General features: G+C 42.8%; 32 protein-coding genes and 2 pseudogenes. 31 read left to right on the top strand and 3 right to left on the bottom strand.

Features of this window, described 5'->3' with window-relative positions:
• Positions 1-15: 15 nt before the first annotated feature.
• The 21 genes from rplN to prfA all read left to right on the top strand — a co-directional run bounded on the left by rplN (position 16) and on the right by prfA (position 13,025).
• Positions 16-384 carry a 50S ribosomal protein L14 gene (gene rplN, locus V7K32_RS03370; RefSeq protein WP_229547629.1) on the top strand — a complete coding sequence of 123 codons (369 nt, stop codon included), beginning with the start codon at positions 16-18 and terminating at the stop codon, positions 382-384.
• Positions 384-737, top strand: coding sequence for a 50S ribosomal protein L24 (gene rplX / locus V7K32_RS03365; protein ID WP_334990312.1), 354 nt, complete (start codon positions 384-386; stop codon positions 735-737). The genes rplN and rplX overlap by 1 nt, the downstream gene beginning before the upstream one ends.
• 110 nt (positions 738-847) lie before the next feature.
• Positions 848-1,408, top strand: coding sequence for a 50S ribosomal protein L5 (rplE, locus tag V7K32_RS03360; protein ID WP_334990310.1), 561 nt, complete (start codon positions 848-850; stop codon positions 1,406-1,408).
• Between the two features lie 8 nt (positions 1,409-1,416).
• A complete protein-coding gene (gene rpsH / locus V7K32_RS03355) occupies positions 1,417-1,818 on the top strand; it encodes a 30S ribosomal protein S8 (protein ID WP_012410712.1) in 402 nt (133 codons plus the stop codon).
• Between the two features lie 77 nt (positions 1,819-1,895).
• Positions 1,896-2,444, top strand: a complete 549-nt coding sequence (gene rplF / locus V7K32_RS03350; protein WP_334990308.1) for a 50S ribosomal protein L6 — start codon at positions 1,896-1,898, stop codon at positions 2,442-2,444.
• A gap of 2 nt (positions 2,445-2,446) precedes the next feature.
• On the top strand, positions 2,447-2,809 hold the full coding sequence (rplR, locus tag V7K32_RS03345; RefSeq protein WP_099101131.1) for a 50S ribosomal protein L18: 363 nt from the start codon (positions 2,447-2,449) through the stop codon (positions 2,807-2,809).
• Between the two features lie 101 nt (positions 2,810-2,910).
• The gene (rpsE, locus tag V7K32_RS03340; RefSeq protein WP_334883878.1) at positions 2,911-3,438 is read left to right on the top strand and encodes a 30S ribosomal protein S5; all 528 of its coding nucleotides are present in this window, start codon (positions 2,911-2,913) and stop codon (positions 3,436-3,438) included.
• Positions 3,439-3,621: 183 nt separating this feature from the next.
• Positions 3,622-4,065 (top strand): 50S ribosomal protein L15, encoded by a 444-nt coding sequence (gene rplO, locus V7K32_RS03335; RefSeq protein WP_334990306.1) that lies wholly within the window; start codon positions 3,622-3,624, stop codon positions 4,063-4,065.
• A 74-nt stretch (positions 4,066-4,139) separates the two neighbouring features.
• Positions 4,140-5,450 (top strand): preprotein translocase subunit SecY, encoded by a 1,311-nt coding sequence (gene secY / locus V7K32_RS03330; RefSeq protein ID WP_334990304.1) that lies wholly within the window; start codon positions 4,140-4,142, stop codon positions 5,448-5,450.
• 2 nt (positions 5,451-5,452) lie between these two features.
• Positions 5,453-6,007 carry an adenylate kinase gene (locus V7K32_RS03325; RefSeq protein ID WP_334990302.1) on the top strand — a complete coding sequence of 185 codons (555 nt, stop codon included), beginning with the start codon at positions 5,453-5,455 and terminating at the stop codon, positions 6,005-6,007.
• A gap of 192 nt (positions 6,008-6,199) precedes the next feature.
• Complete coding sequence (gene infA / locus V7K32_RS03320; RefSeq protein WP_006276978.1) at positions 6,200-6,424, top strand: translation initiation factor IF-1; 225 nt, start codon at positions 6,200-6,202, stop codon at positions 6,422-6,424.
• Between the two features lie 117 nt (positions 6,425-6,541).
• Positions 6,542-6,655 (top strand): 50S ribosomal protein L36, encoded by a 114-nt coding sequence (gene rpmJ, locus V7K32_RS03315; RefSeq protein ID WP_015129703.1) that lies wholly within the window; start codon positions 6,542-6,544, stop codon positions 6,653-6,655.
• 115 nt (positions 6,656-6,770) lie between these two features.
• A complete protein-coding gene (gene rpsM, locus V7K32_RS03310) occupies positions 6,771-7,151 on the top strand; it encodes a 30S ribosomal protein S13 (protein WP_104906411.1) in 381 nt (126 codons plus the stop codon).
• A 54-nt stretch (positions 7,152-7,205) separates the two neighbouring features.
• Complete coding sequence (gene rpsK, locus V7K32_RS03305; RefSeq protein ID WP_069070761.1) at positions 7,206-7,601, top strand: 30S ribosomal protein S11; 396 nt, start codon at positions 7,206-7,208, stop codon at positions 7,599-7,601.
• Positions 7,602-8,173: 572 nt separating this feature from the next.
• Complete coding sequence (locus V7K32_RS03300) at positions 8,174-9,121, top strand: DNA-directed RNA polymerase subunit alpha (protein ID WP_334990300.1); 948 nt, start codon at positions 8,174-8,176, stop codon at positions 9,119-9,121.
• Positions 9,122-9,153: 32 nt separating this feature from the next.
• Positions 9,154-9,504, top strand: coding sequence for a 50S ribosomal protein L17 (gene rplQ, locus V7K32_RS03295; protein ID WP_094349105.1), 351 nt, complete (start codon positions 9,154-9,156; stop codon positions 9,502-9,504).
• 117 nt (positions 9,505-9,621) lie between these two features.
• On the top strand, positions 9,622-10,470 hold the full coding sequence (gene truA / locus V7K32_RS03290) for a tRNA pseudouridine(38-40) synthase TruA (protein ID WP_334990408.1): 849 nt from the start codon (positions 9,622-9,624) through the stop codon (positions 10,468-10,470).
• Positions 10,471-10,571: 101 nt separating this feature from the next.
• Positions 10,572-11,033 (top strand): 50S ribosomal protein L13, encoded by a 462-nt coding sequence (rplM, locus tag V7K32_RS03285; RefSeq protein WP_334990298.1) that lies wholly within the window; start codon positions 10,572-10,574, stop codon positions 11,031-11,033.
• On the top strand, positions 11,033-11,449 hold the full coding sequence (gene rpsI / locus V7K32_RS03280) for a 30S ribosomal protein S9 (protein ID WP_104906415.1): 417 nt from the start codon (positions 11,033-11,035) through the stop codon (positions 11,447-11,449). Before rplM ends, rpsI begins: the two co-directional genes overlap by 1 nt.
• 131 nt (positions 11,450-11,580) lie before the next feature.
• Entirely contained in the window at positions 11,581-11,823 is a 243-nt protein-coding gene (rpmE, locus tag V7K32_RS03275; protein WP_012410697.1) for a 50S ribosomal protein L31, read from the top strand.
• A gap of 104 nt (positions 11,824-11,927) precedes the next feature.
• Positions 11,928-13,025, top strand: coding sequence for a peptide chain release factor 1 (gene prfA, locus V7K32_RS03270; protein ID WP_334990296.1), 1,098 nt, complete (start codon positions 11,928-11,930; stop codon positions 13,023-13,025).
• Here prfA and V7K32_RS03265 read toward each other — a convergent pair.
• The gene (locus tag V7K32_RS03265; protein ID WP_334990294.1) at positions 13,022-13,480 is read right to left on the bottom strand and encodes a hypothetical protein; all 459 of its coding nucleotides are present in this window, start codon (positions 13,478-13,480) and stop codon (positions 13,022-13,024) included. The genes prfA and V7K32_RS03265 overlap by 4 nt on opposite strands.
• Positions 13,481-13,673: 193 nt before the next feature.
• Here V7K32_RS03265 and V7K32_RS03260 point away from each other — a divergent pair, with 193 nt between their 5' ends.
• The 10 genes and pseudogenes from V7K32_RS03260 (at position 13,674) to V7K32_RS03210 (ending at position 24,078) form a co-directional block, all read left to right on the top strand.
• Positions 13,674-14,045 carry a helix-turn-helix domain-containing protein gene (locus tag V7K32_RS03260; RefSeq protein WP_334990292.1) on the top strand — a complete coding sequence of 124 codons (372 nt, stop codon included), beginning with the start codon at positions 13,674-13,676 and terminating at the stop codon, positions 14,043-14,045.
• A 119-nt stretch (positions 14,046-14,164) separates the two neighbouring features.
• Positions 14,165-14,644, top strand: a complete 480-nt coding sequence (locus V7K32_RS03255; protein ID WP_334990406.1) for a DUF29 domain-containing protein — start codon at positions 14,165-14,167, stop codon at positions 14,642-14,644.
• Positions 14,645-14,717: 73 nt separating this feature from the next.
• Positions 14,718-17,400: pseudogene (locus V7K32_RS03245) on the top strand (DNA methyltransferase).
• A gap of 117 nt (positions 17,401-17,517) precedes the next feature.
• Positions 17,518-18,048, top strand: coding sequence for a hypothetical protein (locus tag V7K32_RS03240; protein WP_442938687.1), 531 nt, complete (start codon positions 17,518-17,520; stop codon positions 18,046-18,048).
• A gap of 46 nt (positions 18,049-18,094) precedes the next feature.
• A pseudogene (locus V7K32_RS03235) lies at positions 18,095-18,916 on the top strand (Rpn family recombination-promoting nuclease/putative transposase).
• A 51-nt stretch (positions 18,917-18,967) separates the two neighbouring features.
• Positions 18,968-19,279 carry a hypothetical protein gene (locus V7K32_RS03230; protein ID WP_334990286.1) on the top strand — a complete coding sequence of 104 codons (312 nt, stop codon included), beginning with the start codon at positions 18,968-18,970 and terminating at the stop codon, positions 19,277-19,279.
• A 155-nt stretch (positions 19,280-19,434) separates the two neighbouring features.
• On the top strand, positions 19,435-21,120 hold the full coding sequence (locus V7K32_RS03225) for an ABC-F family ATP-binding cassette domain-containing protein (RefSeq protein WP_334990284.1): 1,686 nt from the start codon (positions 19,435-19,437) through the stop codon (positions 21,118-21,120).
• Between the two features lie 221 nt (positions 21,121-21,341).
• Positions 21,342-22,940, top strand: coding sequence for a 2,3-bisphosphoglycerate-independent phosphoglycerate mutase (gene gpmI / locus V7K32_RS03220; RefSeq protein WP_334990282.1), 1,599 nt, complete (start codon positions 21,342-21,344; stop codon positions 22,938-22,940).
• A gap of 84 nt (positions 22,941-23,024) precedes the next feature.
• Positions 23,025-23,258 (top strand): preprotein translocase subunit SecG, encoded by a 234-nt coding sequence (secG, locus tag V7K32_RS03215; protein ID WP_334990280.1) that lies wholly within the window; start codon positions 23,025-23,027, stop codon positions 23,256-23,258.
• 10 nt (positions 23,259-23,268) lie between these two features.
• Positions 23,269-24,078 carry a peptidase gene (locus tag V7K32_RS03210; protein WP_334990278.1) on the top strand — a complete coding sequence of 270 codons (810 nt, stop codon included), beginning with the start codon at positions 23,269-23,271 and terminating at the stop codon, positions 24,076-24,078.
• Between the two features lie 61 nt (positions 24,079-24,139).
• On the opposite strand, the gene V7K32_RS03205 is transcribed toward V7K32_RS03210, so the two are convergent.
• Together V7K32_RS03205 and V7K32_RS03200 are read right to left on the bottom strand one after the other, a co-directional pair.
• Positions 24,140-24,583: a DUF29 domain-containing protein gene (locus V7K32_RS03205; RefSeq protein ID WP_334990276.1), complete on the bottom strand. Its 444-nt coding sequence runs from the start codon at positions 24,581-24,583 to the stop codon at positions 24,140-24,142.
• Positions 24,584-24,748: 165 nt separating this feature from the next.
• Complete coding sequence (locus tag V7K32_RS03200) at positions 24,749-25,039, bottom strand: hypothetical protein (RefSeq protein WP_334990274.1); 291 nt, start codon at positions 25,037-25,039, stop codon at positions 24,749-24,751.
• Positions 25,040-25,119 lie beyond the last annotated feature (80 nt).

Raw genomic sequence — 25,119 nt, 5'->3', positions numbered from 1 at the left:
CAAGGGAGAATAATTGTGATTCAACCCCAGACTTACCTGAATGTCGCAGATAATAGCGGTGCCCGCAAATTAATGTGCATCCGCATCTTAGGCGGAGGCAACCGTCGTTATGGTTTTATCGGTGATAAAATTATCGCCGTTGTCAAAGATGCTACACCAAACATGGCTGTAAAAAAGTCTGATGTTGTGGAAGCAGTAATTGTCCGAACTCGGAAAGCTATGTCTCGTGACAGTGGTATGAGTATTCGCTTTGATGATAATGCTGCTGTAATCATCAACAAAGACGGTAATCCCAGAGGTACACGGGTTTTTGGCCCAGTTGCCCGGGAACTGCGCGATAAAAACTTTACTAAAATTGTTTCTCTGGCTCCGGAGGTGCTTTAATGCCAACCAAAAAGAATACCCCCAAAGTATTCCACAAAATGCACGTCAAAACTGGCGACACAGTACAAGTGATTGCTGGCAAAGACAAGGGAAAAGTTGGCGAAATTACTCAGGCACTTCCCCAACTGAGTAAAGTTATCGTCAAAGGTGTCAACATTAAAACTAAGCACGTCAAACCCCAGCAAGAAGGGGAATCAGGGCGAATTATTACCCAAGAATTCCCGATTCATAGCTCCAACGTGATGCTTTATTCCACCAAGCAAAACGTTGCTAGTCGTGTTTGTTATACCTTTACCTCAGAAGGTAAAAAAGTCAGAAAACTCAAGAAAACTGGCGAGATTCTGGATAAATAGTTAGAAGTTAGGAATTAAGAGTTAGGAATTAAATTTAACTCATAGCTCATAACTCATAACTCATAACTTTGTTCCCTGACCAAGCCCAGGGATATTAGGACAAAAAAACTATGGCGACAACAAGACTCAAAAGCTTATATCAAGAGACAATCGTCCCCAAACTGATTAATCAGTTTCAATATACTAACGTACATCAAGTACCGAAGTTGGTAAAGGTTACGATTAACCGAGGTTTGGGTGAAGCAGCTCAAAATGCGAAGTCTCTAGAGGCATCCATCAACGAAATTGCCTTGGTAACAGGTCAAAAACCAGTGGTGACACGGGCGAAAAAGGCGATCGCTGGCTTTAAGATTCGTCAAGGGATGCCTGTGGGGATCATGGTTACTCTGAGAGCCGAACGGATGTATGCCTTTTTTGACCGACTAGTTAGCCTGTCATTACCCAGAATTCGAGATTTTCGCGGCGTTAGCACTAAAAGCTTTGACGGACGCGGGAACTACACTCTGGGTGTGAGAGAACAGCTAATTTTTCCAGAAGTCGAATACGACAGCATCGATCAAGTCCGTGGGATGGATATTTCCATCATTACCACAGCAAAAAACGACGAAGAGGGTCGCGCCTTACTTAAAGAATTAGGAATGCCCTTTCGCGATCAAGAAGTTCATCAATAGAGGGAACGATGGCGGCTAACGACACAATTGCAGATATGCTGACGCGCATCCGCAATGCCAACCTGGCGCGGCATCAAACTACACAAGTGCCAGCTACAAAAATGACCCGGAGTATTGCCAAAGTACTACGGGAGGAAGGCTTTATTGCTGAAATTGAAGAAGCAGAAGAAGGGGTAAAACACAATCTGGTGATTTCCCTGAAATACAAGGGTAAAAACCGTCAGCCACTAATCACCGCCTTAAAGCGAGTGAGTAAGCCTGGCTTACGTGTTTACTCGAATCGAAAAGAATTACCAAGGGTACTAGGCGGCATTGGCATTGCCATTATTTCTACATCCAGTGGGATTATGACTGACCGCGAAGCGCGGCGTCAGAACTTGGGTGGCGAAGTACTTTGTTACGTTTGGTAGTCATTGGTCATTAGTCATTTGTCATTAGTGAAGGACAAAGGACAAAGGACAAATAACAAAGGACAAAAAGAAAAGTCATGTCTCGTATTGGTAAACGTCCAATTACTATTCCCGCCAAAGTTCAAGTGGCGATCAATGGTACGAATATTGTGGTGAAAGGTCCCAAAGGAGAACTTTCTCGCACTCTCACACCTAATGTCTCACTCTCTCAAGAGGGAGACATATTACAGGTAAATCGTCGGGATGAAACTCGTACCTCAAAGCAACTGCACGGCTTGAGCCGCACTTTAGTTGCCAACATGGTCGAGGGAGTATCCCTTGGTTTTCAGCGCCGTTTGGAAATTCAAGGTGTTGGTTACCGCGCACAAGTTCAGGGGCGTAACCTAGTTTTAAATATGGGTTATAGCCATCAAGTGCAAATTGAACCACCAGAAGGAATTCAGTTTGCTGTAGAAGGTACCACTAACGTGATTGTCAGTGGCTATGACAAAGAAATAGTAGGCAACACAGCCGCCAAAATTCGTGCCGTTCGTCCACCAGAACCTTACAAAGGTAAAGGCATTCGCTATGCCGGTGAAGTGGTCAGACGGAAAGCTGGTAAGACTGGTAAGGGTGGTAAGAAGTAGAAATGAAACTTACTCGTAGAGAATCAAAAAACCGACGTCATCGACGCGTTCGTGGCAAAGTTATTGGCTCCCCAGAACGTCCGCGTTTAGCGGTATTTCGTTCTAATGAGCATATCTATGCCCAAATAATTGATGATACTCAGCATCAAACCATAGTGGCAGCATCGACTGTAGAACCAGAGTTGAAATCTAGTTTGGCGTCATGTGCAAACCGCGACGCATCGGTGCAAGTTGGCAAGTTGATCGCAGTGCGATCGCTAGAAAAAGGCATCACCAAAGTAGTCTTTGATCGCGGTGGTAATTTATATCATGGTCGTGTTAAAGCACTAGCTGATGCAGCCCGCGAAGCTGGTTTAGATTTCTAAAGTCATTGGTCATTAGTCATTGGTTATTGGTTATTGGACAAATGACAAATGACAAAAGACAAATGACAAAAGACAAATGACGTTCATCAGAGCACTAAATTATGGCAACAGAGCGTAAAAGTAGAACAAAGCGTGCCAAAAAAGAAGAAACCACTTGGCAAGAACGGGTTATCCAAATCCGACGCGTAAGTAAAGTGGTCAAAGGTGGTAAAAAACTCAGCTTCAGAGCGATCGTTGTTGTCGGTAACGAACGCGGTCAAGTTGGTGTCGGAGTAGGCAAAGCCTCAGATGTAATTGGCGCCGTCAAAAAAGGCGTAGCCGACGGCAAAAAACACCTCATTGATATCCCCATCACTAAATCCAACTCCATCCCCCATCCTATTGATGGTGTCGGTGGCGGTGCGAAGGTAATGATGCGCCCAGCCTCACCTGGTACTGGGGTAATTGCTGGAGGTGCTGTGCGGACTGTGCTGGAATTGGCAGGAGTTCGTAACGTCTTAGCCAAGCAACTTGGCTCTAACAATCCGCTCAATAATGCTAGAGCAGCAGTCAATGCCTTATCTACACTGCGGACTCTTGCTGAAGTCGCGGAAGATCGCGGTATTCCTATTGAAAGTCTCTACATCTAATTTAGTCATTAGTTATTGGTCATTAGTCATTAGTGAATAACAAAGGACAAATGACAAATCACAAACGCCCCTCCGGGTGACGCTCGTGCCTCGCTAGTGCTGCGCTAACGCCAGTTATGGGGGAGACCCCCAAGACCGCACTGGCTCACAAATGACAAACGACAAATGAGAACTTGATAACTTATGAGACTCCATGATGTTAAGCCGCAAAAAGGCTCAAAGAAACGCAAAAAGCGTGTAGCTAGAGGTATTTCTGCTGGTCAAGGTGCCAGTGCTGGTCTAGGTATGCGAGGTCAAAAATCTCGTTCTGGTAGTGGTACTCGTCCAGGCTTTGAAGGTGGTCAACAGCCATTGTACCGCCGCTTACCTAAGCTGAAGGGCTTTCCGATTGTTAATCAGAAGATTTACACTACGATTAATGTAGAGAAGCTAGCCTCTCTTCCTGCTAATACGGAAGTAACTTTGACTTCCTTGAAAGCCGTAGGTATCCTGACTGCTATCAAGGGGCCATTGAAAATTTTAGGTAACGGAGAATTGAGCATTCCGCTCAAGGTACAAGCGGCAGCTTTCACAGGTTCAGCTCGTAGCAAAATTGAGGCAGCTGGTGGTAGTTGTGAAGTCTTATGAGTGAGCCGGAACAGCGCACTTAAATGGAAGCCAACTCGCTGTCAGCGCCTGGTTCACTATAAAGGTAGCACTCTATGATCAGTCGAGATAAAGCCCCAACGGCTCAAGAAACTTTTATGCAGATGGCACAAGCAGCGGGCCTCAGAGGTAGGCTGCTTGTGACTGTCGGTATTTTAATTTTGGTTCGCCTGGGTATCTTCTTGCCGGTACCAGGGATTGATAGACCGAGATTTGCCGAAGCCATATCGGGCAGTAATTCCATATTTGGCTTATTGGATATATTTTCCGGGCGAGGACTTTCGACTTTGGGAGTCTTTGCTTTAGGGATTTTGCCCTTCATTAATGCCTCTATTATCATCCAATTGCTCACCGCAGCAATTCCATCTTTAGAAAATTTACAGAAAAATGAAGGCGAAGCCGGTCGGCGAAAAATATCCCAAATTACACGCTATGTAACTGTAGTTTGGGCAATTCTACAAAGTACAGCTTTTTCGGCATTATTCCTCCAGCAATTCGCCTTACACCCAGGGCCAATCTTCGTAGCTGAAACTGCGATCGCTCTGACTGCTGGTTCGATGTTCGTCATGTGGGCATCAGAACTGATTACAGAACGTGGCATTGGCAATGGTGCATCATTGTTGATTTTTGTCAACATTGTCGCGTCATTACCAAAAGCTTTGGGTGATACCATAGACTTGGTGCAAGTCGGGGGTAGGGAAGCAGTGGGGCGTGTGATTGTGCTGCTATTAGTTTTCCTAGCAACAATTGTTGGTATTGTGATTGTGCAGGAAGGAATGCGCCGCATCCCAATTATTTCGGCTCGTCGCCAAGTAGGTAGGCGAGTTTTGGCAGAGCAACGTAGCTATCTGCCCCTGCGGCTGAATCAAGGCGGCGTCATGCCAATTATTTTTGCTACTGCCATCCTCAGTTTGCCGCTGCTGATCGCCAATTTTAGTAAAAATGCCGATTTGGCGAATATAGTTAACACTTATTTGAGTCCAAGCGGTTCTAGCTCCTGGGTCTATGCCTTGGTATACATGGTTTCCATCGTTTTCTTCAGCTACTTCTATTCTTCGTTGATTCTCAACCCAGTAGATGTGGCGCAAAACTTGAAGAAAATGGGTTCTAGTATTCCTGGAATTCGTCCCGGTAAGGCAACTAGCGAGTATATCGAACGCGTGTCCAACCGACTAACTTTTTTGGGTGCAATCTTTTTGGGCTTGGTTGCTATTATCCCCACCGCCGTGGAAAGCGCTTTGAATGTGAAAACTTTCCGGGGAATAGGTGCTACCTCTTTGTTAATTTTAGTTGGTGTGGCAATTGAGACAGCCAAACAAGTCCAAACTTATGTCATCTCTCAGCGCTATGAAGGAATGGTGAAATAATAGTGACGCGATTAATCTTCTTGGGGCCACCTGGAGCGGGTAAAGGAACACAAGCTCAAACTTTGGCTGAACACTTGAATATTCCCCATATTTCTACTGGTGAAATATTAAGACAAGCCATGAAAGAGCAAACTCATTTGGGAATCAAGGCTCAAGGTTATGTTGATAGCGGCGAGTTAGTACCCGACCAGCTAGTGCAGGACTTGGTACAGGAGCGCCTCAGTCAATCAGATGCCAAAAATGGTTGGATTCTTGATGGTTTTCCCCGCAAAGTGACCCAAGCAGGTTTTCTGGAGAAGTTACTCCAAGAAATACATCAGAGTGGCGAAAGGGTAGTCAATTTAGATGCACCAGATGAAGTTGTGATCGCACGTTTACTAGCTAGAGGACGAAAAGATGATACCGAAGAGGTGATTCGTCGTCGTTTAGAAGTGTACCGCGCTGAAACTGCACCTTTAATTGATTATTACGGCGATCGCAAAAAACTCCTAACAGTCAATGGCAATCAGTCCCAAGAAGATGTCACTGGTGAACTGCAAAAGGTAATTGCTTTCTGAAAGGGGAGTAGGGAATTTACCACTTATCACTGACTATTCCCCACTCACCACTCCCCACTCCCTATACCAAGAAAAAGATCAATTTTAGCTAAGATATATTAATAAACTGTTGATATATTTCTTAAAGTGTGTTTTCTTGCAGATAAAGTGCTGCAACTGAACACGAAATTGTTGAGTTGAGGAAAAAACAAATTGTCTAAGCAAGATTTGATTGAAATGGAAGGCACGGTTACAGAGTCCCTGCCCAATGCGATGTTTCGCGTTGACTTGGACAATGGCTTTAACGTGCTAGCTCACATTTCCGGCAAAATTCGCCGAAATTATATCAAGATTTTGCCCGGCGATCGCGTCAAGGTAGAGTTAACTCCTTACGACTTGACCAAAGGCAGAATTACCTATCGACTACGAAAGAAGTAAGTATATGTAGAGAATTTTACCATAAAACCATTTTTTTGGCTGTTTGTTAGTCATTTAACTGGATTAATTTCCCTAGAAATGCTATAATTTTATATTTGGAGTCAAAAAATAAAAGGCATGAAAGTTAGAGCCTCAGTCAAGAAAATTTGTGAGAAGTGTAACGTGATCAAACGTCGTGGTCGCGTTATGGTGATCTGCGTGAACCCCAAGCACAAGCAACGTCAAGGATAACACTCTTACCAACAGAGCCAGTTGTAAGACGCATATCATCATTAAAACGAAAAGACGCGATTAATCACGTTTTTCCAACCAACAGTAATTGCGAGAACAATAGGGAGAGTTCATTGTGGCACGTATTGCCGGAGTAGACCTTCCACGCGATAAGCGCGTCGAGATCGGTCTGACTTACATCTATGGAATTGGTTTATCACGTTCTCAAGAAATTATAGCGGCTACTGGTGTGAACCCAGACACGCGCGTTAAGGACTTAAGTGATGCCGATGTGACAGCCCTACGAGGGGAAATAGAAACCAACTATCAAGTTGAAGGCGACTTGCGGCGCTTGGAGTCTTTGAACATCAAGCGCTTAGTTGACATTGGTACTTACAGAGGTCGTCGTCATCGCATGGGCTTACCAGTCAGAGGACAAAGAACTCGCACCAATGCCAGAACCCGTCGAGGCAGAAGGCAGACAGTGGCTGGGAAGAAGAAGGCTCCAGGGAAATAATTTTGCAACGCTTGCTAATCCGAGCAAGTTTTACCTTAAATCAACTAAACAAGTATGGCGAGACAACCAACTAAAAAAACCGGGAGCAAGAAGCAGAAACGGAATGTACCCAGTGGAATGGCCTACATCCAGTCTACTTTCAACAATAGCATTGTCACCATTACCGATCAAAATGGAGATGTCATCTCCTGGGCTAGTGCTGGTTCTAGCGGTTTTAAGGGAGCAAAAAAGGGAACTCCCTTTGCAGCGCAAACTGCTGCTGAAAGTGCAGCCCGTAGAGCTATTGATCAAGGAATGCGCCAAATTGAGGTAATGGTCAGTGGTCCAGGAGCTGGTAGAGAAACCGCTATCCGGGCACTTCAAGGAGCAGGATTGGAAATTACACTCATTCGGGATATTACCCCCATTCCTCACAATGGTTGCCGTCCACCCAAGCGCCGTCGAGTTTAAACACCAAGACTTAGGCATTGAGTAAAAAAAGTACAAGTCAAGCAAGTAAAATAACTTACAACTGCTTGGGCGTCTAACCTGCAAATTGTCATTGGGTAAAAGCTTGGGCGACCAAAAGGGCGACAGATTTTCCCTGCGGGAAAGCTGTTAAACTTCGGGAACCCAAAATATTATTAGCGCCTGTAAACTCAATAGGAGCGTCAAACTATACCGTAATTTTATACTAGTAGTTTGATTAACCTAAACCTACAGGACGTAAAGTCAACCAATTTTGGATAATGGAATTTCCGATTTTGGATTGAACCCGACCATGAGGGTACGGGGCTTGAGGATTTTAAATTGGAGATTTTTGATTTGTTCTGCCCACTTAAAATTTTAGATATTAAATTTTGGATTTTGGATTAGGAGAATCTTTCAATCTCAAATCGGCAATTCCATTATCTAAAATTCTGCGGGGCGGGGCATGAGCCAAAAAATCTAAAATCTAAAATCTAAAATCTAAAATTCTTAGTCAATTCGGGAGGCAATTGATTTGTCTGCTAGCAGCACCTTAGAAAAAGGGAGGCTCATCCGTGGCGCAGTTTCAGATTGAATGTGTAGAGTCTAATACTGAAGAAAGTCGGAACCATTACAGTAAATTTGTTCTGGAACCTCTAGATCGTGGTCAAGGAACAACGGTTGGCAACGCACTGCGACGAGTTTTACTGTCCAACCTAGAAGGTACAGCAGTTACAGCAGTGCGGATTGCAGGCGTTTCACACGAGTTTGCCACCGTTCCAGGCGTGCGGGAAGATGTGCTGGAAATCCTCATGAAAATGAAGGAAGTTATCCTAAAAAACTATTCTTCGCAGCCTCAGATTGGTAGATTACTCGTTACAGGTCCAGCAACAATCACTGCGGCGCATTTTGACTTACCTAGTGAAGTAGAAGTCATCGATCCGACCCAGTATGTAGCCACCATCGCTGAAGGTGGAAAGCTGGAAATGGAATTTCGGATCGAGAAAGGCAAAGGCTATCGCACCGTAGAGCGAGGACGTGAGGAAGCCACATCGTTGGATTTTCTCCAAATCGACTCAATATTTATGCCGGTGCGAAAAGTCAACTACAGTGTTGAAGAATCCCGTGGGGAAGGCTTGATTCCAAAAGACCGACTCTTGTTGGAAGTTTGGACAAATGGCAGTATTTCTCCCCAGGAAGCACTATCTTCTGCTGCTGCGATCTTGGTAGATTTATTCAATCCGTTGAAAGATATCTCCCTAGAACCAACTGATACAGGTTCGGATATTCCAGACGACCCAACTGCTCAGATACCCATCGAAGAGTTGCAACTTTCTGTGCGGGCATATAACTGTCTCAAACGGGCACAAGTTAACTCTGTGGCAGATTTGTTGGATTATACCCAAGAAGACCTCTTAGAAATTAAGAACTTTGGGCAGAAGTCAGCAGAAGAGGTTGTGGAAGCTTTGCAGCGACGCTTGGGCATCACCCTGCCAATGGAAAGAGGCTCTAAACACCCTTAAGAAAAACCGTTCATAATTCATAGTGCATAATTATGCGTCACCGTTGTCGCGTCAAAAAACTCAGTAAACCAGCCGATCAACGTCGTGCTTTATTGCGATCGCTCGCCACCGAGTTGATCCGTCATGGTAAGATCACAACCACTTTAATTAGAGCGAAAGTTCTTCGAAGTGAAGTGGAAAAAATGATTACCCTAGCCAAAAATGGCTCCTTGTCAGCACGTCGAGAAGCCCTTGGGTATATCTTCGACAAACAACTGGTTCACGCTCTATTTGAGCAAGCTCCAACTCGATATGGCGATCGCCAGGGTGGTTATACCCGCATCCTGCGGACTGTACCGCGTCGGGGTGATAATGCCAAAATGGCCATAATTGAATTGGTTTAAGTCATTTAGTCATTGGTTATTAGTCATCAGTCATTAGTCATTGGTCATTAGTGAATAACAAAGGACAACTGATAAAGGACAAATGATAAAAAACAAATGACAAAGGACAAAATCTGTATGTTAGAAAGCCACCAGCCTACACAAACTCATCGAGTAGCCTTGGTAATCCAATACCTAGGCACTCATTTTCATGGCTGGCAACGGCAAAAACAACATCGGACAGTTCAAGAAGAGATCGAAAGTGCGATCGCTACTATTCTTGGCTACCATGTAACACTACACGGTGCCGGACGAACCGATTCAGGAGTTCACGCTGCTGCTCAAGTAGCTCATTTTGAAGCAACAGGGTTAATTCCGCCTCACAAGTGGGCAACAATCCTAAATAGCTATCTGCCGCCAGATATATTAATCAGGGCTTCAGCTAGTGTCGATAACCGTTGGCACGCTCGCTTTAGTGCAGCCTATCGACGGTATCGCTACACAATATATACTGAAGATCAGCTTAACTTGTTTGTAAGACCCTTCAGTTGGCATTATTATTATGCACCCCTGGATGAATCTTTAATTGAAGCTGCCTTGAAACCTCTCTTGGGAAAGCATCACTTAGCTGCTTTTCACCGTGCAGGATCAAAGCGATCGCATTCCTGGGTAGAGGTGCAAGCAGCCGAGTGTCGTCGCAGTGGGCCATTTATCCATATTGAAATACAGGCAGATGGATTTTTGTATGGCATGGTACGGCTGTTGGTAGGGATGGTGGTACAAGTAGGTTCTGGACAACGGACACTTTCTAGCTTCACCGAACTCTGGAAAGAACAACGCCGAGAAGAAGTGAAACACGCCGCACCGCCCCAAGGCTTATGCTTGTTGCGAGTCGGCTATCCAGATTTTCCCTTTCCAAAAGAGATTTGGTACGACACCTTGCCAAAGTTCGTCACTAGTCAAGAGTCATTAGTCATTGGTCACTAGTCATTGGTCATTAGTGAATAACAAAGGACAACTGACAGGGGACAAAGGACAAATAACAAATGACTAATGACAAATTAAAAATGACAAAGGACAAATGACAAATGACAACGAGTAAAACATACCTTCCTTCTCAAGCGTCCCTTGAGCGTGAGTGGTACATAGTAGATGCCACTGATAAACGCCTCGGTCGCCTCGCCAGTGAAGTCGCCCAGGTATTGAGAGGCAAAAAGAAACCCGAATATACACCTCATCTAGATACAGGTGACTTCGTAATCATCATCAATGCCGAGAAAGTAGCAGTGACAGGCAAAAAGCGCACTCAAAAGCTTTACCGCCGTCATTCTGGTCGCCCCGGTGGGATGAAAACGGAAACTTTCGCTAAACTGCAAGACCGCATACCAGAGCGAATTTTAGAACAAGCTGTTAAAGGTATGCTACCTAAAAATAGCCTGGGTAAGCAGTTGTTCACAAAGCTGAAAGTTTATGCTGGTCCTACGCATCCCCATGATGCTCAAAAACCTAAAGAACTAAAAGTTAGTACAATTCCTGGAGAAGAAAATTAATGGTAGTAGCAGATGCTAATAGCGGTCGCGCCGTATACTGGGGTACTGGTCGTCGTAAGAACGCAGTAGCACGGGTACGCTTGGTTCCCGGCACCGGTCAACTGATTGTCAACGGTAAAGATGGAACCTTGTATTTCCAATTTAACCCCAACTACCTGGGAGTGATTAAAGCACCCCTGGAAACTCTGGGACTAGAAAACGAATATGACATTTTGGTGAAAGCAGAAGGCGGCGGCTTGACCGGACAGGCTGATTCTGTCCGTTTGGGAGTTGCTCGTGCTTTGTGCCAACTCGACCCAGACAACCGCCCACCTTTGAAAACCGAAGGTTACTTGACTCGTGATCCGAGAGCAAAAGAGCGGAAGAAATATGGTTTACATAAAGCTCGGAAAGCGCCTCAGTACTCTAAGCGTTAGAGAATGGGGGCTAGGGCATGGGGCATTGGTTTCTCCCACTTCCTCATCTCCGTCATCCCCCCACTCCCCACTCTCTAGCTGCAATTGAAACCTGAAAGTTATAATTGATATAGATTCATCACAAAAAAACAATGGCTAAAGCTGATATTCATCCCAAGTGGTATCCAGACGCTAAAGTTTACTGCAACGGTCAAGTTGTTATGACCATTGGCTCTACTAAGCCAGAATTGCACGTAGATGTTTGGTCTGGAAATCACCCATTTTACACCGGCACTCAGAAGATTATTGACACTGAGGGTCGAGTTGAACGCTTCCTCCGCAAGTACGGTATGAGCAGCACTCAAACATCTGGCGACGAACAAACCAAAAAGTAGCGGGTTGGCTCTGCTGTTAACGACGGCCCTGCATCAGCTGGGTCGATTTTGATTTATATGCTCGAGCCAATTTGTTATTTTTTTAAGGAGCGATCGCACTGGTCATGGCTGAATCATACTTACTGGATAAACTCAAATCCGTTGAACAAACTTTTAATGAGTTAACACGTCGTCTTGGCGACCCCGATACCGCTAGCAATCCTGATGAATATCAAGAAATTGCTAAGTCTCGTTCTTCTTTGGAAGAGGTCGTTAATACCTATGAGATTTGGAAATCAGCCCAAGAAGACTTGACAGGGGCGCGTCAGGTTTACAAAGAATCTGCAAGTGACCCAGAGTTGCAAGAAATGGCATCGCTGGAAGTAAAGGAACTTGAACAAAAAATAGAATATTTAGAGTCTCGCTTGAAAGTGTTACTGCTACCACGCGACCCCAACGATGAAAAGAATATCATGTTGGAAATTCGCGCCGGTACTGGTGGCGATGAAGCAAGTATTTGGGCTGGCGATTTGATGCAAATGTATACCCGCTACGCCCAGACTCAAGGTTGGAAAGTTTCTCTAGTGAGCGAATCTCGGGGAGAAATTGGGGGCTGGAAAGAGGTCATTCTCGAAATTAAAGGTAATGACGTTTACAGCCAGTTAAAGTTTGAAGCTGGGGTGCATCGTGTACAGCGTGTGCCGGCAACTGAATCTGGCGGACGGGTTCATACTTCTACAGCTACCGTGGCAATTATGCCGGAGGTGGATGATGTGGAAATTCACATTGACCCGAAAGATATTGAAATGACTACAGCCCGTTCTGGCGGTGCTGGTGGGCAAAACGTCAACAAGGTGGAAACAGCCGCCGACTTGATGCACAAACCGACGGGAATACGCATTTTCTGTACAGAAGAACGCAGCCAGTTGCAAAACAAAGAACGGGCAATGCAAATTCTGCGGGCGAAGTTGTATGAAATCAAGTTAAGCGAACAACAAGAGGCTGTTACTTCCATGCGGCGATCGCAGGTTGGTACAGGATCGCGATCGGAAAAAATTCGCACGTATAATTATAAAGATAACCGCGCTACCGATCACCGCTTAGGTCAAAATTATTCCCTGAACCCTGTTTTGGAAGGTGATTTAGAGACACTTATCCAATCTTGTATATCTCTAGACCAACAGGAACGTCTCGCGGAGTTAGCGACTTCTGCCGCTAACTAATTTTTGTCAGTAATTTTACTGTAAAACCACTTGTTGTGTTGTTTTTTTAACACATACAGGTGGTTTTCTAATGTCGCGTAGAGTGTATCTTCCATTTCACTGTGATAGCGGTAATAGGCAAATTCGTACTTCATAACGTAATTTAATTTCGCCCATTGCTTCAGAGTTTGACAGGTATAAATTAGTTTTTCTGCTTCTTCTTGCCAACGTGCAAAAATCCGGTAGCTAAAAAAGCTGCTGCATATATTGCCTTTTACATCCCAATAGGAAATACACACTTGATGCTTCAAAGGATGGATTTTTTTGATTTGCTTAACATCATGACCTTTGGCTTTGAGAGCTTCTTTTACCTCAGCGTCTGAAATGTGCCACTGTTCTGGTTTAATTTTATTAGTAGCTATAAGATTTCGACCCTTGCGGCGATATTGATTAGTTTTGCGCGGCTTGCCAAACATGATGCACCCTTTATACTGTCGGCATTACTACCGATAACGTGATTGAAATTTTTAGATTAATATTGCAAGTTTCATTGCACTATTACAATAATCATTTTAAATTACCATTCACAATGAAGCTTGTCAAGCTAAAAGTAAAATTTTAGGATTTCTTCACTAAACTTGTAAATACAGTTGGCTAGCTATATAAGCAGTGAACATTGAAAGCAGAGAAAAACTGATTGAAATCATCAAGCTGGCTCGTGGTTCAATGAGCCAGCGAGCATTCGGTAAGCTTTTAGGAGTTTCTGCTACTGCTGTTCAGTTGTGGGAAAAGGGTGTGAATGTGCCAGATACTGAATATTTAGCAAAAATCGCAGCGAGAGCGGGTTACACATTAGAGGAGTTACTAAGCTGTCTGGATGGTAAGCCAATTGCAGAAACTTCCGATTTGAGTCTGATTCTGAGACAAATTCAGCACATGCCCCTGGTACAAGTGGCTCAAATTGTGCAAGCTGCGGCAGATAGATTGGCGGCTGTGGCTGAAGCGTCGGGGGATGAGGCGAAAATAATTCGTAATTCGTAATTCGTAATTCGTAATTCGTAATTCGTAATTCGTAATTCGTAATTAAGGTTTTTAAGAGCGATTTAGTGCAAAATCGGATCAAACTAGCTCGTGGTTTCTTGCTGTCAAGATTCAACTTTATGGACAAAGCTTTTTTGTATGATACAGACTTCTATGGCTGGACACAGCAGCAGGCTAAAGCGTTAGAGCAGGGGCTAGTTATGGAACTAGACTGGGAACACCTGCAAGAGGAAATTCAAGCTTTGGGGAGACAGGAGTATCGAGAACTCGTGAGTCGCCTGAGTGTGTTACTCGGTCATTTGTTGAAGTGGGAGCATCAACCCGAACAACGCTGTCGCAGTTGGTTTTTAACGATTCGAGAACAGCGTCGCGCTATGCATAGGCATTTGCGACAGAACCCTAGCTTAAAGTCTCGAATAGAAGAAGCCTTGTTAGATGGCTTTGAAGCGGGAGTGGATTTGGCGCTACGAGAAACTAACTTACCATTACGAACTTTTCCAGAGCATTGTTGCTATTTATTTGATGATGCGATGCCTGCGGCGGGCTGCGCCTACGCAGACAATTTTCTGTGCGATACTCATCAAGACTGGGAAGGATAATTTCTACCATTTTTCTTGATTAATTCATAACATGGGAATTGCTAAAAGTACTTATGGCAATTCTCAATCGCAAATGGTATCAGCCACACCTGAAAGTCTAGATAAGTTTGTTAATTTTTGTAAGCAGCACATTAAGGGACAGGAAAAAAAGGAAGCGCAAACCTTTTTAGATAGATTCTTCGTGGCTTTTGGGCATGAGGGAGCGCTGGAAGCGGGAGCCAGTTACGAAGAGGCAATTAAAAAAGGTAGCAAAAAAGGTAAAACTGGTTTTGCTGGTATGGAAACCCCGTGTGTTGATTGAGATGAAAAAGCGCGGGGAGGATTTGAGTAAGCATTATTCCCAAGCGTTTGATTATTGGACGCGGTTAGTACCAAATCGTCCCCGTTATGTATTATTGTGCAATTTTGACGAATTTTGGATTTTTGACTTTGATATCCAATTAGATACACCCGTAGATGTAATACCTTTAGAGCAACTGCCAGAAAGGGCAGGAGCCTTGGCATTTATGGAGTTTGGAGACAAAACTCCTGTTTTTCGCAACAACCAGCTAGAAGTAACTGAACGTGCAGCGCGTCGCATGGGAGAGTTGCTGCTAGAACTGGAAAAACGCGGAATTGAAAAGTTGACAGCGCAGCGTTTCATTCTGCAATGTGTGCTGGCAATGTTTGCAGAGGATAGGCAACTTTTACCACGTGATATGTTTGTTTCCTGTGTTCAGGATTGCATGAGTGGGGCGAGTTCCTATGATATTTTGGGTGGTTTATTTCGGGAAATGAATTTGCCAGGAATTACGCCAGCCGGACGCTATAAAGACGTAGATTATTTCAACGGCGGGTTATTTTCACAGATTCATGCGATTGAGTTGACAAGGGAAGAATTGAATTTTTTGGATGTATCGGCGAAAGAAAATTGGAGTAAGGTTCGTCCAGCAATTTTTGGGAATTTGTTTGAAGGTACGGTGGATAAAAAAGAGCGTCATGCACGAGGAATTCACTTTACCTCAGAAGCAGACATTATGAAAATTGTTCGTCCAACCATTAGCCGGTATTGGGAAGAAAGAATTGAAGCAGCAAGCACAATTGCTGAACTTTCTACATTGCAATTGGAACTCCAAAGTTATCGCGTACTTGATCCTGCTTGTGGTTCGGGTAATTTTCTGTATATGGCTTATCAGGAACTTAAGCGGATTGAAATGTTGCTGTTAGAAGCAATTGCACAGCGTCGTAAATCTGAAGATAAGCAAATTCAAATTGGTTTTGTCACGCCACAACAATTTTATGGTATGGATACAAATCCTTTCGCTGTGGAATTGGCACGAGTGACGTTGATGATTGCGCGAAAGATTGCTATTGATAATTTAAATTTGACTGAACCTGCTTTGCCTCTGGATAGTTTAGATAACAATATTGTTTGTCAGGATGCGTTGTTTAGTGAATGGCAGAAAGCTGATGCAATTATTGGTAATCCTCCGTTTTTAGGTGGAAAGCATCTGAGAATAGCTTTAAGTGATGAATATATAGACAAAGTTTTTAAACGCTTTCCTGATGTTAAAGATTCAGTAGATTTCTGTGCTTATTGGTTTCGATTAGCTCACGAACATATTGATGAAAAAGGTAGAGTCGGATTAGTTGCTACAAATTCAATTAGTCAAGGTAAAAGCCGAGTTGCTACTTTAGATTATATTAATAAAAATAATGGTCATATTCATGAAGCAGTTTCTACACAACCTTGGTCAGGTGAAGCGAAGCTTCATGTTAGCATTGTTAATTGGAGTAAGGAAAATCCTAATAAATATTATTTAGATAATCAAGTAGTTACAAGAATCAATTCTTCACTCAAATCTACAATTGACGTATCCCAAGCTGTGCGATTACAAGCAAACCTCAATAAATGCTTTCAGGGTGTAATTCCTCTAGGAAAAGGATTTATTGTTACTGATCAACAGGTAAAAGACTGGATCAAAATAGATCCAAAAAATCAAGAAGTCCTCAAACTATTCTCAATGGGTGCAAATCTAGCTAAAATTCCTCATGGTAAGCCTAACCGTTGGGTTGTTGATTTCAATAATATGAGTATTGAGGAAGTGAGTAGTTATCGCTTACCTTTTGAACATATTAAAGTTACTGTTAAACCAGAAAGAGACACAAATCGTCGAGATAGCAGAAGAATAAATTGGTGGAAATTTGGTGAAGACGCTCCAAAAATGAGGAGGACAATTTTTCGTCTATCTTGCTACTTTACAGTACCTAGAGTTTCAAAATGGGCTGTTTTTATTCCCGCACCTCTTAATTGGTTGCCGGGTGATAAGTCAGTTGTTCTAACAACTGATGATTTCTATATATTTGGTATAGTCTCATCATTAGTTCATTGCACCTGGATGAATACTCAAAAATCCACTTTAAAAGCACATATTGCTTATACCCCTACAACTTGCTTTGAAAAGTTTCCCTTTCCTCAAACCCCTGATACTAAATTAGTTAATCAAATTCGCTCAAAGTCTGAAGAACTCCATCAATACCGCACACAACAAATGGAGTCAAAACAGTGGGGAATCACCACGCTGTACAATAAATTTTTTGATGAGCCAACCAGCCAGCTTTATAAACTGCATCAACAGTTAGATAAATTAGTGATGCAAGCTTATGGCTTTAATTCCAGCGACGACATTTTAGAGAAACTTTTAGAATTGAATTTAGAGTTAGCTGAAAAAGAAAAACAGGGAGAATCTGTTATTGGGCCTTGGACACCAGTCTGAAATATAGCATTCCTAAATTATTCGTGAAAAGTTAGATCCCCGACTTCTTTGAGAAGTCGGGGATCTGGACACTGCGAAATAGCGATAAATATATAACCCCTGGCGGTTAAGGAATAAATGGTTTTAAAATGGTGCAATCTTAAAATATTTGGGTGTGCAGCTATGTCACTACGCAATGAGCCTTTAGATTGGCAAGTTGAAACGAATGAACATTATATACCGATTTATCATAAAGGTGATTTGGTGGGATTTTTTAAACCAGAATATGCTAGTGAAGTTATTAAGTTTTTAAACGAAGAAGAAGTTTTAAAAAAAGCACTAAAAATGGCTTGTACTGATTTAATAAAAAAAATGGGCGGCGATCCGAGGAAAGTATATTATTTGATGGAAAAATATATCAAAACTAATGAACGTCCAAAGCATGGAACGAGAGCGATCGCACTTTTACTTCAAGATAGGCAAAAAGAGCTTGACTTAAGTAACCAAGAGTTCGCTAAATTCTGCGATACTTTTAAATTATCTCCCACGGAACTGAATAATATTTACGCTGGGGAAGCATTTGATGATAGTCTATTAGCGCCACTTTCAAGGATATTAGGGATGGCAAAAGAGCAATTGCTAAAAGTGCGTCATGGTTCTGAGGAATAAAATAACAGATGAACCGCAAATCAAAATTTTCAATTTATATAAAATAGTGAAAACAGACATCATCTTTTATCGCCTGTTTCAAGAGTTTCCTGATATCTTCTTTGAACTTATTGGTAATCCTCCAGAATCAGCTAGACTTTATCAATTTTCATCAGTTGAAATCAAACAAACAGCCTTCAGAATCGATGGGGTATTTCTGCCTACACAAGGAAGCGAAAACCAGATTTACTTTGTGGAAGTGCAATTTCAAGCTGATGGAGAAATTTATTCCCGGCTATTTGCAGAAGTCTGTTTATACCTCCGTCAGAATAAACCCTAAAATAACTGGAGTGCTGTAGTTTTATACGCAAACAGAAACGTAGATACAGGAGAGATCAAACATTACCATGAATTTTTTACAAGTGGGCGTGTCAGACGGATTTATCTTAATGAATTAGGTGAGGCTGCATCGCTTCCAATTGGCATCGCAACTGCTAAATTAGTAATTGAAACGGATGATATCGCAATTGTCCAAGCAAGGGAGTTGATAGACAGAACTAAGTCAGAGATAACCTCACCACTAAAACAGCAGCAATTATTACAATTTATAGAGACTATTTTGGCTTACAAGTTTCCTGCAATGAGTAGGGAGGAGATGGAGAAAATGTTTAGCTTAAGCGAGTTAAAGCAAACCAGATTTTATCAGGAAGCCTTTCAGGAAGGTGTTGAACAAGGTAAGGTTCAAGGCATTGAACAAGGTAAGGTTCAAGGCATTGAGGAAGGTAAACTCAAAGCAGTACCAGCAATGTTGGCAGCCGGGTTGACTGTAGAACAAGTAGCACAGGCGCTAGATTTGAGTGTCGAAGAAGTCAGACAAGCCGCGCAGTAGGATTCTTCTGATAAAGGAGTAGAGGAATTGGTGGACTACAACATAGGAACTATGAGTTTCAAAGATACAAAAATTTATCAAGAAGCATTTGAAGAAGGGCGTTTGGAAGGTTTACGGCAATCAGTACCTCGTCTATTAGATTTAGCGTTAACTATTGAGCAAGTTGCGGAGGGATTAGGTTTAACTATAAACCAAGTTCAAAACGCGAAACTCTATCATGATGGCATCCAAATAGGGGAGCGTATAGCCAAATTAAAATTAATACCCACCTTGTTGAAATTGGAGGTGACAGTGGAACAAGTGGCTGAGGCATTTGATTTGAGTGTCGAAGAAGTTAGACAAGTAGCACAAAGTCAGCCTTAAGATAGATGTGGTAAATTTTATCCGTGGCTCAAGCTAAATTTGGTTTGCGGCTTCCAAACTCGATCGCGACGAAATTATAGTTAATTTTTGTTAATATTAGAGGCGGTGTTAGTACTTCGTCCTCAACCACCCACTCCCTACCTGAGAGAAACTTAATGCTGCGACTAGAACATATAAGTAAAATTTATCCTACAGGCGAAGTTCTCAAAGATATCAACTGGGAAGTTAAACCAGGCGATCGCATTGGCTTAGTCGGTGTCAACGGTGCTGGAAAATCTACCCAACTCAAAATCATCTCTGGGGAAATGGAACCCACCGCCGGCGAAATTATCCGTCCCAATAGCTTACACATAGCTTACCTCAACCAAGAATTTGAAGTAGACCCCACCCGCACCGTTAGAGAAGAATTTTGGACTGTTTTCAAAGAAGCCAATGAAGTACAGTTATCTCTGGCGCACATACCACAAGAGATGGAAACGGCTAACCCAGACGAACTGGATCGACTGATCGACAAATTGGATCGCTTCCAGCGCAAATTTGAAGCCTTGGATGGCTACAACTTAGATGCACGCATTGGGAAAATCTTACCAGAAATGGGGTTTGGGCTAGAAGATGGCGATCGCCTCGTCAGTGCCTTCAGTGGTGGTTGGCAAATGCGGATGAGTTTAGGAAAAATTCTCCTGCAAAAACCCGACTTGTTACTACTGGATGAACCGACTAACCACCTAGATTTAGAAACCATTGAGTGGTTAGAAAATTATCTCAGAGGGCTGATTACACCAATGGTTATAGTCTCCCATGACCGGGAGTTTCTTGACCGCCTCTGCAACCAGATTGTGGAAACTGAACGTGGCGTTTCTAGTAGCTACCTTGGTAATTACTCAGCATATTTGGAACAAAAAGCCGAAAGTCAATCAGCACAGTTGAGTGCTTACGAACGCCAGCAGAAAGAATTAGAGAAACAGCAAACCTTTGTTGATAGATTTCGCGCCAGTGCTACCCGCAGTACCCAGGCGAAAAGCCGAGAAAAGCAACTCGATAAAATCGAGCGGATTGATGCACCCATTGCAGGGGTAAGAACTCTCCACTTCCGTTTTCCCCCTGCACCCCGCAGTGGACGCGAGGTAGTAGACATTAAAGATTTAACTCATCTTTATGGTGATAAAATCCTGTTTTTGGCAGCAAATCTGTTAATTGAAAGGGGCGATCGCATTGCCTTTCTTGGCCCCAACGGTGCTGGAAAATCTACCCTTTTGCGCGTAATTATGGGTATGGAACCACCCACAGAAGGTACTGTTCAATTAGGGGATCACAACGTTATTCCCGGTTACTTTGAGCAAAATCAAGCTGAAGCTTTGGACTTGAAGAAAACTGTCATGGAAACTATCCATGATGAAGTCCCCGATTGGGATAATCAAGAAGTCCGCACGCTTTTGGGACGCTTCTTATTCACTGGTGATACTGTATTTAAGGCAGTTGGGGCATTAAGTGGAGGAGAAAAAGCTCGTTTGGCGTTGGCAAAAATGCTCTTGCGTCCCGCGAACTTACTAATTTTAGATGAGCCAACAAACCATCTAGATATTCCAGCTAAAGAAATGCTGGAAGAAGCGCTCAAAAATTATGATGGTACGGCAATTGTAGTTTCCCACGATCGCTACTTTATTTCGGAAGTAGCTAACAAAATCGTCGAAATTCGTGATGGTGAATTCCGAGTTTACTTAGGAGACTATCATTACTATCTCCAGAAAATAGCCGAAGAAAAAGAACAAGGAAAGTTAGCTGCGATCGCTGCTGAAAAAGCTGCAAAAAAAGCTGCAAAAGCTTCCAGTAAAAAGAAATAAGAGATTGAGTACAAACTTAGTAGTAGTGCTAAAATGCTACTACTAAGTAATCAGTTGTTATTAGCGATCAAAAAAATTACATAAAAATTGCTAAAGTTTAAAAAATAGTTCAAAAAGCTGTAAGTCTTTCATAAAATAAATTAATAAGCAAAAATTCACTTGCGGCGTGGATTAGCAGTGGTATCATTCGGGTATTACAAAAAGTAAAAGGCAATTTTACTATGACCAAAGCACCTGTTGCTCCTGTGGTGCTAGTCATTTTAGACGGATGGGGCTACTGCGACCAGAAGCGAGGAAACGCTATTCTTGCTGCTAAAACTCCCATTGTGGAAAGTTTATGGGCAGCTTACCCGCATACCCTCATCCGCACATCAGGAAAAGCCGTAGGGTTGCCAGAGGGTCAAATGGGCAACTCGGAAGTTGGTCATTTGAACATTGGTGCTGGGCGAGTGGTACCGCAAGAACTAGTACGCATCTCTGATGCGGTCGAAGACGGTTCTATTGCCTTAAACCCAGCACTCGTCAAAATTTGCCAGGAAGTTCGTTCTCGGAATAGCAAGCTGCATCTAGTCGGACTTTGTTCTGAGGGAGGGGTGCATTCTCATATAACCCATCTATTCGGACTACTTGACTTAGCCAAGAAAGAGCGAATTCCAGAAGTTTGTATTCACGCCATTACCGATGGTCGTGACACCGCCCCAACTGACGGTGTAAGAGCAATCACATTGCTGGAAAATTATATAGACCGCGTAGGAATTGGGCGTATAGTCACCCTCAGTGGTCGCTACTACGCAATGGATCGCGATCACCGTTGGGATCGGGTCAAACGCGCCTACGATGTGATGACCCAAAATGGTGTGGGTGATAATCGCACGGCTGTAGAAATCTTGCAAGCATCTTATGCCGGAGGGGTAAAAGATGAATTTGTCAACCCAATCAGAATTGCACCAGGCGCAATAGAACCAGGGGATGGGGTGATATTTTTCAACTTCCGCCCCGATCGCTCCAGACAACTGACTCAAGCTTTGGTCAGTCCCACTTTTAACGGTTTTGAAAGACAGCAAATCAGACCACTGTCTTTTGTCACCTTTACGCAGTATGATTCAGACTTACCCGTGGCTGTAGCCTTTGAGCCTCAGAATCTCAGTAACATTCTGGGAGAAGTGATAGCCAATCATAGTTTGAATCAATTCCGCACCGCCGAAACAGAAAAATATGCCCACGTCACCTATTTCTTTAATGGGGGTCTGGAGGAACCTTTTGCTGGCGAAGATCGGGAATTAGTAAGCAGCCCGATGGTAGCGACTTACGATCACGCCCCAGCAATGTCAGCAGCAGCAGTTACAGATGTTGCGATCGCAGCAATTCAAAAGGGTATATATTCCCTAGTTGTGATTAACTATGCTAACCCAGACATGGTAGGGCATACTGGTCAAATCGAAGCTACTATTACAGCAGTTGAGACAGTTGATCGCTGTTTGGGACGCTTGTTAGAGAGCGTTATCAAAGCCGGTGGTACAACAATTATTACTGCCGACCACGGCAACGCTGAGTATATGCTAGATGAAGGGGGTAATCCCTGGACAGCTCATACTACTAACCCAGTCCCCTTCATCTTGGTGGAAGGAGAAAGAGTTAAAATCCCTGGATATGGTACAAATGTCGAACTGCGAAGCGATGGTAAGCTATCCGACATCGCCCCCACAATTCTAGAGATTTTACAGCTGCCTCAGCCACCAGAAATGACCGGGCGATCGCTGCTGAAAACAGCAGAATATGAGCTGCAACGCACTCGCACCCCCGTACAAGTAGGGCTGTAAAAGAGTCCTGAGTTAGGAGTTTTTAGTGAACTCCTAACTTCGGAATTCTGTTTTTTGAAACTTTTTATAAATGAGATTGCTGCCATGACAGTTACTAATTTCGTGCAAGGCATTTGGGCCTTTTCCGCCACTGGTTTAATTATCTTAGTTTTACTACATAGCCCTAAAGGTGATGGCATTGGAGCCATTGGCGGACAAGCCCAGCTATTTAGCAGCGCCAAAAGTGCAGAAAACACCTTAAACCGAATTACTTGGGCATTGACAGTAATTTTTATGGGTTTAACAGTAGTTTTAAGTGCTGGTTGGCTTCCTAAATAAGGATAGGTCAATGGGGAAAATAACCCAACACCCAATACTTAACAATCTAATAAATTTTATTTCACGACGATTAATTACAGCCCTTGCCTTGTTTCTTGGCACAGGGCTGTTAATCATTTTTACTAATCTCCAGTCGAGTGATGGGTTTACAATAATACCAAAATATGTATATCCAGACTTAATAAATTCTCTGCCCTCATCTCCATCAAAACCGCATCCCTTACCGCCCACACTTGCAAAGTGGCAAGATAATACTAACAGTGGTGACTACTTTTCCCAAGTTACACCAACCCAAGTTGGTTATTTAGTCTGGTCACAATTTCCTGTTCGAGTTTACGTAGAACCACCAAAAGGCATCAGCGAAAAACAAGCTCAAGCATGGGTTAACGCTGTTTTACAGGGTGTACAGGAGTGGAGTAATTATTTACCTTTAACAGTAGTCGAACAGTCAGAAATTGCTGATATTACGATCGCACGAAAAGCGCCACCTTTACAAATTTCCCCTGGTAGTAATATAACCCGTGCGCGATCAGCACAAACTACTTACGAGTTATACACCAGCAACAAAGTTTTATCCCACCGCTTCACTATCTTGCTAAGTCCCAGTCAAACAGGTGAGTATCTCATTGCAGCTACCCGCCACGAATTCGGTCATGCACTGGGAATTTGGGGTCATAGTCCGCTACAAACGGATGCTTTATATTTTTCCCAAGTTCGTAACCCGTCGCCTATTTCTCCCAGAGATGTAAATACTCTAAGGCGGGTTTATGAACAGCCAACCAGTTTAGGATGGTCTTTAGTAGATAATTCAGCGACTTAATTTTATGATGTTGCTGAGTTAAAATATGAATATATTTTGTGTAAAAAATCAAAATTTAAGATTAAGGCAACCAATTTTTTTCCAAAATTTGCTCTAAGGTATAAGGACATAATTCAGGTAAATTGGTTAAATTTGTTTTAGCTTTAACATAATCTAAGCCATTGCTATAAATTATGCTGAAATTCTCCTCTAAATGATTGCGTAAATTGGCACTTAAATCTTCATTTACTTGGTTCCGAAAACTAATAATTTCCGCAGTCCAATGATTAGCATTTCTTAGCTTTTCTAAATCCCAATATTGATAAAGTAATAAATGTCTAATAATTTGTTCCAACAAACTTCTTACTCGCCTCTTTTCATTTTTAGCCAAATCTTCCAATTCTTCTATTAAGTTTTCATAGTCAACGTCTGCTAATTGTCGATTTTTGAGACATTTAATAGTCTCCTCTAACCATTGCAGGTAATTGGATTCATATAATGTTTTTATGTCGATAATTGCAGTCATTTGTTGATTTTGTAGCTTTAATTTACTGTTATTTATTATTTCATATTAACTAATTTATTAATTTTTGCCGATAATTGCCCAGAAAAAAAAGATACACAGCACCCAGAAGTTAAGTCAGAAGATATCCAGCGACTCCCTGAAGAACAATCAACGAAAAGTTCTACCCTACTGTCTGTCAGTAATCCAAGTCTCTCGCTGTTGTCCCTGAATCGACTGTATAATTCCAAACCTTTCTTCAATTTTGCGTGGCAGAGTGTGTATCCCAAAGATGTAAACGCAAACTTCTTCTGGTTTATCTGTCAAAACACGAACTCTGGCTTCGTCATCTTGTGAACGCTCCATGAAAATAGATGCACAAATTTCAACATCTTCAGGAATCTCATATACTTCCTTTGAACAGATGAATTTCTTCTCCAAACTATTTGCAATTTGGTCAATAACGTTTTGTTCAGGCAACGGTTTTGTGAAGCAATAGACGTATGTTCGGCAGCACTTTCCATGTTCTAGCCCACATTCCGCACTTCAAAATGTATTAT

Origin of the sequence: Nostoc sp. (genome assembly GCF_036917635.1) — a bacterium.
Lineage (GTDB): Bacteria > Cyanobacteriota > Cyanobacteriia > Cyanobacteriales > Nostocaceae > Nostoc.
The sequence above is the reverse complement of the archived record's forward strand: the minus strand, read 5'-3'. Positions and strand labels throughout refer to the sequence as shown.

Bases quoted from the DNA above. Each gene is read 5' to 3' on its own strand.
- rplX (WP_334990312.1), top strand. From the start codon at position 384: ATGCCAACCAAAAAGAATACCCCCAAAGTATTCCACAAAATGCACGTC.
- rplE (WP_334990310.1), top strand. From the start codon at position 848: ATGGCGACAACAAGACTCAAAAGCTTATATCAAGAGACAATCGTCCCC.
- rpsH (WP_012410712.1), top strand. From the start codon at position 1,417: ATGGCGGCTAACGACACAATTGCAGATATGCTGACGCGCATCCGCAAT.
- rplF (WP_334990308.1), top strand. From the start codon at position 1,896: ATGTCTCGTATTGGTAAACGTCCAATTACTATTCCCGCCAAAGTTCAA.
- rplR (WP_099101131.1), top strand. From the start codon at position 2,447: ATGAAACTTACTCGTAGAGAATCAAAAAACCGACGTCATCGACGCGTT.
- rpsE (WP_334883878.1), top strand. From the start codon at position 2,911: ATGGCAACAGAGCGTAAAAGTAGAACAAAGCGTGCCAAAAAAGAAGAA.
- rplO (WP_334990306.1), top strand. From the start codon at position 3,622: ATGAGACTCCATGATGTTAAGCCGCAAAAAGGCTCAAAGAAACGCAAA.
- secY (WP_334990304.1), top strand. From the start codon at position 4,140: ATGATCAGTCGAGATAAAGCCCCAACGGCTCAAGAAACTTTTATGCAG.
- rpmJ (WP_015129703.1), top strand. From the start codon at position 6,542: ATGAAAGTTAGAGCCTCAGTCAAGAAAATTTGTGAGAAGTGTAACGTG.
- rpsK (WP_069070761.1), top strand. From the start codon at position 7,206: ATGGCGAGACAACCAACTAAAAAAACCGGGAGCAAGAAGCAGAAACGG.
- rplQ (WP_094349105.1), top strand. From the start codon at position 9,154: ATGCGTCACCGTTGTCGCGTCAAAAAACTCAGTAAACCAGCCGATCAA.
- truA (WP_334990408.1), top strand. From the start codon at position 9,622: ATGTTAGAAAGCCACCAGCCTACACAAACTCATCGAGTAGCCTTGGTA.
- rplM (WP_334990298.1), top strand. From the start codon at position 10,572: ATGACAACGAGTAAAACATACCTTCCTTCTCAAGCGTCCCTTGAGCGT.
- rpsI (WP_104906415.1), top strand. From the start codon at position 11,033: ATGGTAGTAGCAGATGCTAATAGCGGTCGCGCCGTATACTGGGGTACT.
- rpmE (WP_012410697.1), top strand. From the start codon at position 11,581: ATGGCTAAAGCTGATATTCATCCCAAGTGGTATCCAGACGCTAAAGTT.
- prfA (WP_334990296.1), top strand. From the start codon at position 11,928: ATGGCTGAATCATACTTACTGGATAAACTCAAATCCGTTGAACAAACT.
- V7K32_RS03265 (WP_334990294.1), bottom strand. From the start codon at position 13,480: ATGTTTGGCAAGCCGCGCAAAACTAATCAATATCGCCGCAAGGGTCGA.
- V7K32_RS03255 (WP_334990406.1), top strand. From the start codon at position 14,165: ATGGACAAAGCTTTTTTGTATGATACAGACTTCTATGGCTGGACACAG.
- V7K32_RS03240 (WP_442938687.1), top strand. From the start codon at position 17,518: ATGGTTTTAAAATGGTGCAATCTTAAAATATTTGGGTGTGCAGCTATG.
- V7K32_RS03230 (WP_334990286.1), top strand. From the start codon at position 18,968: ATGAGTTTCAAAGATACAAAAATTTATCAAGAAGCATTTGAAGAAGGG.
- V7K32_RS03225 (WP_334990284.1), top strand. From the start codon at position 19,435: ATGCTGCGACTAGAACATATAAGTAAAATTTATCCTACAGGCGAAGTT.
- gpmI (WP_334990282.1), top strand. From the start codon at position 21,342: ATGACCAAAGCACCTGTTGCTCCTGTGGTGCTAGTCATTTTAGACGGA.
- secG (WP_334990280.1), top strand. From the start codon at position 23,025: ATGACAGTTACTAATTTCGTGCAAGGCATTTGGGCCTTTTCCGCCACT.
- V7K32_RS03210 (WP_334990278.1), top strand. From the start codon at position 23,269: ATGGGGAAAATAACCCAACACCCAATACTTAACAATCTAATAAATTTT.
- V7K32_RS03205 (WP_334990276.1), bottom strand. From the start codon at position 24,583: ATGACTGCAATTATCGACATAAAAACATTATATGAATCCAATTACCTG.